Source organism: Actinotalea sp. (assembly GCF_035443605.1).
Classification (GTDB): domain Bacteria; phylum Actinomycetota; class Actinomycetes; order Actinomycetales; family Cellulomonadaceae; genus Actinotalea.
On sequence record NZ_DAORSQ010000074.1, the window covers coordinates 6,590 to 13,699 of the forward strand.

General features: G+C 76.5%; 4 protein-coding genes. 2 read left to right on the forward strand and 2 right to left on the reverse strand.

Annotated elements, in window-relative coordinates; all coding sequences use genetic code 11:
• Nucleotides 1–129: 129 nt before the first annotated feature.
• Nucleotides 130–894 (reverse strand): Fpg/Nei family DNA glycosylase, encoded by a 765-nt coding sequence (locus PKY62_RS09315; protein WP_324536433.1) that lies wholly within the window; start codon nt 892–894, stop codon nt 130–132.
• Between the two features lie 10 nt (nt 895–904).
• Nucleotides 905–5,989: an Lhr family ATP-dependent helicase gene (locus tag PKY62_RS09320; RefSeq protein WP_324536434.1), complete on the reverse strand. Its 5,085-nt coding sequence runs from the start codon at nt 5,987–5,989 to the stop codon at nt 905–907.
• Nucleotides 5,990–5,998: 9 nt separating this feature from the next.
• On the opposite strand from PKY62_RS09320, the gene PKY62_RS09325 reads away from it, so the two are divergent.
• Both PKY62_RS09325 and recA read left to right on the forward strand, forming a co-directional pair.
• Nucleotides 5,999–6,223, forward strand: coding sequence for a DUF3046 domain-containing protein (locus PKY62_RS09325; RefSeq protein WP_324536435.1), 225 nt, complete (start codon nt 5,999–6,001; stop codon nt 6,221–6,223).
• Nucleotides 6,224–6,489: 266 nt separating this feature from the next.
• A partial coding sequence (recA, locus tag PKY62_RS09330; RefSeq protein ID WP_324536436.1) for a recombinase RecA occupies nt 6,490–7,110 on the forward strand: 621 nt, incomplete at its 3' end.

Here is a 7,110-nt window from a genome sequence, read left to right on the forward strand (position 1 = left end):
TGTCGCGCGGAGCCCTCACGTCCGTCGGCTGACCGGCGGCGCGCCCGTCTGACCGACGGCGCGCCCGTCTGACCGACGGCGCGCTTCGCCGGCGGCCGCAGGCCCATCGGTCGTCCGCGCCGCGGGGCGTCAGGGCCTCGCCTGGCACACCGGGCACCAGAACACCGGCCGCTCCATCGGCGGCCTACGGGCGACCCCTCGAGCGATCGGCGTCCCGCAGCGCGGGCAGGGCCGCCCGCGCCGGCCGTGCACGCGCCCGTCCGACGGCCGCTCGGCCGCGACGCTGCGCGCCATGAGCACCCGGGCCGTCATGAGCAGCGACGTCGGGTCGACGAGCTCGTCCGCCGGGGTCCACGGCCAGATCCCGCGGGCGAACAGGGACTCGGCGGTCCAGATGGTGCCGATGCCCGCCTGCACGCGCTGGTCGAGCAGCGCCTCGGCGACCGGGGCCGGGCCCGCCGCGGCGAAGCGCTCGAGCGCGAGCGGCAGGCCGACGGTCGGGAAGTCGTCGGCGAGGACGTCCGGGCCCAGGTGCCCGATGACCGTGTGCTCGTCGCGGGTGGCCAGGACGTCGAGCATGCCGAGCCGCTCGCCGACGGCGGTCCAGCTCTGGGCCGCGAGCACGGCCCGCACGTGCGGCCCGCGGTCGCCCGGCGCGGCGCTCGGCGCCACCCGCCAGGAACCCTCCATCCGCAGATGGGTGTGCAGCGTGCGGCCGTCGTCGAACCGGGTCAGCAGGTGCTTGCCGTAGGCCGTGGTCCCCAGGACGGTACGTCCGGCCAGCTGGACGCCCGCCGCGTCGGGCCACCGCAGGTCGCTGCGCACCAGCGTCCTGCCCGCCAGGGCGCGGTCCAGCCCCGTCGCGGTCCGGCGCAGGATGTCGCCCTCGGGCATCAGCGGGTCATCAGCGGGTGGGTACGCGCAGGCCGCGTGGTGTGGTCGCGAAGCCCGCCGCCGCGAGGGCGCGCGCCGCGGGGGTGGCCAGGGTCGTGCGATCGAGCACCTCCGCGCCGTCGAGCCGCTGCACGGTCAGCCGGCCCAGCGCGCCCCGGCGGGCCTGCGCGGCGAGCGCGGTGGCGGCGGCGCGGAGCACCGTGGCGTCCTCGGTGAACGTCAGCACGGTGCGGCCCCCGCGCTCGAGGTAGAGCACGAGCGCCCCGGCGACGAGCACGACGACGGCACCGGCCGTGCGGCCCGGCCGATGACCCCGCGGTGCGGTCGGGTCCACCCGCGGGTCGCCCGTCGGCCACGCGAGCGCCGCGCCGTACGGGTTGGCTGGGTCCGTCGCGGCCAGCACGGTCACCGGGCCGGGCTGTTCCGGGCGGGCGGGGCCGGCCGACCGGGTCGACCCGGGGGAGCCCGTCGCGTCCGTCGATCCGGCGGTGCCGGCGGGACCCTGCGTGCCGGCAGGACCCGGGGCGCCGCCCGCCTCGCCGCCGTCGTCCAGACCGACCGACCGGCTCGCCTCGCGCACCTGGTCGACCGCGCCGGGCAGGGCGAACTGCGAGCCGCCGAGGTGCTCGACGAAGTATCCGCGGCGCACCGAGCCGGCCTGCTCGAGCGCCGCCAGGACGGTGTAGAGCGCACCGAACTGCCCGGCGACACCCTCGACCGGTGCGACGGCCCGGGTCACCACACCGTGCCGGTCGAGCAGCTGGGCGGCCAGCGCGTGCGCGCGCAGCGTGGGGTCGGGCTCCGGGGTGGGCAGGGCGGACCATCGTCCGGCGCCGTCGGGGCGCACCACGGCTCGGGCGGGCCGCGCGCCCGTCCGTAGGCCGAGCCCGGCCCGCACCGGACGCCCCCGCGGTGTCGCCTGCCGGACCGGGTGCGCGGTGCCGCGCCCGCCGCCGATCCTGGCCCGCAACGGCGTCAGCGCGTCGTTGGTGACGTGACCGCTCCACACGAGGTCCCACAGCGCGTCCAGGACGGCGAGGCTGCTCACGGCGTGGGGCTCGTCCTGGTCCGCCAGCAGGCCGGCTACCCGCTCCGCGAGGTGGTCGAGGAAGAACGCCCCGCCACCGGCGAGAGCCACGAGGACCGCATCGTGCAGGCCGGACGTCAGGGCGCCCGCCCGTTCGGTGGGCGGCGCAAGGGTGAGGTCGGCGGTCGCGACCGGGTGCAGGCTGACCAGGCCGTCGCGCGCGGCGAGCGAGGCGTGACCGGCCCAGAGCACCTCGCCGGCGGCGGTGAGCTCGTCGAGCATGGCCGGCGCGTAGTCCGCCACGCGCGCGGGCAGCACGAGCGACTCGAGGGCCGACGCCGGGACGGCGAAACCGGCGAGCTGCTCGACGACCCGCGCCAGCCCGTCGATGCCGCGCAGCCCCGTCGACCGCGCCCGGCCGGCGTCGTCGTGGGGCACGACGCCCTGCCAGGCCGGCAGGAACACCCCGAGCGCCTGCTGCGGCACCGGCTCCACCTGACCGCGCAGCGCGGCGAGCGAGCGCCGACGCAGCGTGCGCAGCACGTTGGGGTCGCAGTGGTCCTCGCCCGTGCCGCCGAGCACCTCGGGCCGCAGCCGGCCGACCACGAGGAGGTCGCTCGCCACGAGCCGGCGCAGCACGTCCGCGGCGACCGCCGGGCCCACCGCGAACCGGGTGGCGAGCTCCGCGACGGTGAACGGGCCGTGGGTCCTGGCGTGGCGGCGCACGAGGTCGCCCCACGGGTCGGGCAGCACCTGCGTGAACTCCTCTGGCACCCCGACGGGCAGGGCGCAGCCGAGCGCGTCGCGCAGGCGACCGGCGTCCTCGACGGCCGCCCACCGCTCGCGTCCGTCGGCCAGCCGCACCCGCAGCAGGCGACGCTGCGACTCCAGGTCGGTGAGCCACGTGGGCACGTCGTCGTGCGTGGCAGGGCGGCTGCGCGCGACGACCTCCTCGGTGGTCAGGGGCCCGTGCCGGCGCACGACGTCGGCGACGTCCTCGCGGTGGCGGGCCTGGCGGTCCGGAGCCGTGCCGCTGACCTCGGCCTCGACGGCGAGCACGGCCGCCGGGTCGAGCAGGTCGGCGAGAGGGGCCGAGCCGCCGAGCAGCTCGGCGAGGAGGGCCGGGTCGAGGGTCAGCGCCGCGGCCCTCCGCTCGGCGAGCGGGGCGTCGCCGTCGTAGAGGAACTGGGCGGTGTAGCCGAACAGGAGCGACTGGGCGAACGGCGACGGGGTCGGGGTCGTGACCTCCACCACGCCGACGCGCCGGGCGACGACGTCGCGCATGAGCCCGGTGAGGGCAGCCACGTCGAAGTCGTCCTGCAGGCACTCGCGCGCCGCCTCGAGCAGGATCGGGAAGTCGGGGTGGGCCGAGGCGACCGCGAGCAGCTGTGCCGAGCGCTGGCGCTGCTGCCACAGCGGCTGACGCTTGTCCGGGCGGCGCCGTGGCAGCAGCAGCGCGCGCGCGGCGGCCTCGCGGAACCGCGCGGCGAAGAGTGCCGAGCCGCCGAGCTCCGCGCGCACGGTCGCCGCGACGTCGTCGGGCTCGAGGAAGAGGTCTGGCAGGTCCAGCGGCGACTCCTCCTGCGCCCAGCCCCCCGTGGCGGCGTCCCACGTGCCCGCGCCGGACGAGACCATGTCCGGCAGGCGCAGCACGATCCCGTCGTCGGAGTGCAGCACGGCCGCGTCCACGCCGTAGCGTTCGCGCAGCCGGGCCCCGAGCACGAGCGCCCAGGGCGCGTGCACGCGCGCCCCGTAGGGCGAGTGCACGACGACGCGCCAGTCGCCCAGCTCGTCGCGGAACCGCTCGACGACCACCGTCGCGTCGTCGGGCACACGACCCGTGGCGGCGCGCTGCTCGTCGAGGTACGCGAGCAGGTTGTCGGCGGCCCAGGCGTCCAGCCCGGCGGCCAGCACGCGTTCGCGCGCAGCGTCGGGGGGCAGGGCGACCGTCTCGCGCACCCAGGCGCCGAGGGCGCGACCGAGCTCCGCGGGGCGGCCGGGGGAGTCGCCCTTCCAGAACGGCAGCCGGCCCGGCAGGCCCGGCGCCGGGCTGACCAGGACGCGGTCGGGGGTGATCTCCTCGATCCGCCACGTGCTCGAGCCGAGCGTGAAGGTGTCGCCAACGCGGGACTCGTAGACCATCTCCTCGTCGAGCTCGCCCACACGCTTGCCGCCCCGCTGGCGGGCCGGGACGTCGACCGGCGCGTCCTGGGGTCCGCTCGGGCCGGCGCCCGCGAGGAAGACGCCGTACAGGCCCCGGTCGGGGATGGTGCCGCCGCTCGTCACCGCGAGGCGCAGGGCCCCTGGTCGACCGCTGAGCACGCCTGTGGTCCGGTCCCAGACGATCCGGGGCCGCAGCTCGGCGAACTCCTCGCTGGGGTAGCGGCCCGAGAGCAGGTCGAGCACAGCGCGCAGGCTGCCGTCGCCGAGCTCGGTGAACGGCGCTGCGCGGCGCACCACGACGGCGAGGTCCTCGACCGCCCAGTCCGCCACGGCGACCATCGCGACCACCTGCTGGGCGAGCACGTCCAGGGGGTTGGTGGGCACGTGCAGCGACTCGATCTGCCCGGCCCGCATGCGCTGGGCGATGACGGCCGCGGGGACGAGGTCGCCGCGGAACGTGGGGAAGACGACGCCGCGCGAGACGGCCCCGACCTGGTGGCCCGCACGGCCGATCCGCTGGAGCCCGGACGCGACCGACGGCGGGGAGCCGACCTGCACGACGAGGTCGACGGCACCCATGTCGATGCCCAGCTCGAGGGAGGAGGTCGCGACCACGGCCGGGAGCCGGCCGGCCTTGAGCTCCGACTCCGTCCGGGTGCGCTCGGCCCGGCTCATCGAGCCGTGGTGGGCCCTGGCGAGGATGCGGCTCGCATCGTCGGTGTCGATGCCGACGGCTGCACCGGACTGCCCGGGAGCCTGGGCCGGGGCGAGGGCTCCCGGATCCGGGACGTCCTGCCCCTGGCGGCCGGCCCAGACCTCGTTCATCCGGGCCGTGAGCCGTTCGGCGCCGCGTCGCGAGTTGGTGAACACGAGCGTCGAGCGGTGCGACGCGACGAGGTCGACGACGCGTCCTTCGACGTGCGGCCACACGGACGGTCGGCGCGGGCCCGCGGCCGTCTGGCCGGACAGGTCGGGCGCGCCGGCCCGGTCGCGCGGGTCGGCCCGGGCTTCACGTTCGGCCTCGGCGGCCGACGACGACGCGCCGGGTGCCGGCCCAGGCGCCCCGGGTGGTCGGGCGCCCGCCAGGTCGGTGAGGTCCGGCACGGGGACGACGACGGTGACCTCGACCCGCTTGGTCGCCGGCGGCTGGACCACCCGCACGGACCGACCCCCGTCGGCCGGCGTGCGCCCGCCGGCCAGGAAGCGCGCCACGGCGTCGACCGGACGGACGGTCGCGGACAGGCCGATCCGCTGGGCGGGGCCGCCGTGCTCCTCGAGCAGGGCGTCGAGCCGCTCGAGGCTGACCGCGAGATGGGCACCTCGCTTGGTCCCGGCGACGGCGTGGATCTCGTCGACGATCACGGTGCGCACCCCGACGAGCCCCGCACGCGCCGCGGACGTCAGGACGAGGAAGAGGGACTCGGGGGTGGTGATGAGCACGTCGGGCGGGCGCGTGGCGAAGGACCGCCGCTCGGCGGCCGGCGTGTCACCGGTGCGCACGCCGACGCGGACGTCGGGCGCGGCGAGGCCGGCGCGGGCCGCGGCCTGACGGATCCCGACGAGGGGGGAGCGCAGGTTGCGCTCGACGTCCGTCGCGAGCGCCTTGAGCGGCGAGACGTAGAGCACGCGGCAGCGGTGCGGCTCGTCCGGTGGCGGGCCGGCGAGCAGCTGGTCGAGCGACCAGAGGAAGGCCGCGAGGGTCTTGCCCGAGCCCGTGGGCGCGACGACGAGCGTGTGCTCGCCCTGGGCGATCGCGGACCACGCACCCGTCTGGGCGGTCGTCGGGCCGTCGAACGCGCCGGCGAACCAGTCCCGGGTGGGCGGCCAGAAGCCCGCGAGGGGGTCGGGGGCCGGGCTGCTCACCGGGCCATTGTGGCCGTCGGCACCGACACGTGCGCGTGGCATCCTGTGCCCGTGCGCTACAGCGAGTTCTGGGACCTGGTGACCGACGTGTTCGGCGCACCGATGGGTCGCGTCCTCGTGGCGGACCAGGTGCTCACCGCGCTGGGGGACCGCACGGCGGCACAGGCCCTCGAGGCCGGCGAGGACCCGCGCGCCGTGTGGCGCGCGCTGTGCGACGCCATGCAGGTGCCGGCCGGCGACCGCTGGGGCCGGGCGCACCGTCGCCGCCCGTCCTGAGCGAGGGCGAGCGGCGGCGTGTCGCGCCGCCATCCCGGCGGTCGAACAGGTGTTCGGCTACGCTGTCCCCAGGTGCCGCGCCCGAAGCCCTGTCCACACCCGGCCGGGCCCGGGCGGACGGCGTGTCGGTGGCCGGACGTAGCGTCACCGACACGACATCAGCACAGCACGACCGAACCACGGCACGACCTAACCACGGCACGAACTAACCACGGCACGACCTAACCACGGTGGGCACCACCCACCCACGATCACCGAGGTGACCCATGGCTGCTCCAGCGGACCGCACGAAGGCCCTCGAGGCCGCCCTGAGCCAGATCGACCGCCAGTTCGGCAAGGGCTCGATCATGCGCCTCGGCGACGAGGGGCGTGCCCCGGTCGAGGTCATCCCCACCGGCTCTGTCGCGCTCGACATCGCGCTGGGCATCGGCGGGCTGCCACGCGGACGCGTGGTGGAGATCTACGGCCCCGAGTCCAGCGGCAAGACGACCCTCGCGCTGCACGCCGTGGCCAACGCCCAGAAGGCCGGTGGCATCGCGGCCTTCATCGACGCCGAGCACGCGCTGGACCCGGAGTACGCGAAGAAGCTCGGTGTGGACACCGACGCCCTGCTCGTCTCGCAGCCGGACACCGGTGAGCAGGCCCTGGAGATCATGGACATGCTCATCCGGTCGGGCGCGATCGACATCGTCGTCATCGACTCGGTCGCGGCCCTGGTCCCCAAGGCCGAGATCGAGGGTGAGATGGGTGACAGCCACGTCGGCCTGCAGGCGCGCCTCATGTCCCAGGCGCTGCGCAAGATCACGGGCGCCCTGAGCAACTCGGGCACCACGGCGATCTTCATCAACCAGCTCCGCGAGAAGATCGGAGTCTTCTTCGGCTCGCCC

Bases quoted from the DNA above. Each gene is read 5' to 3' on its own strand.
- PKY62_RS09320 (WP_324536434.1), bottom strand. From the start codon at position 5,989: ATGCCACGCGCACGTGTCGGTGCCGACGGCCACAATGGCCCGGTGAGC.
- PKY62_RS09315 (WP_324536433.1), bottom strand. From the start codon at position 894: ATGCCCGAGGGCGACATCCTGCGCCGGACCGCGACGGGGCTGGACCGC.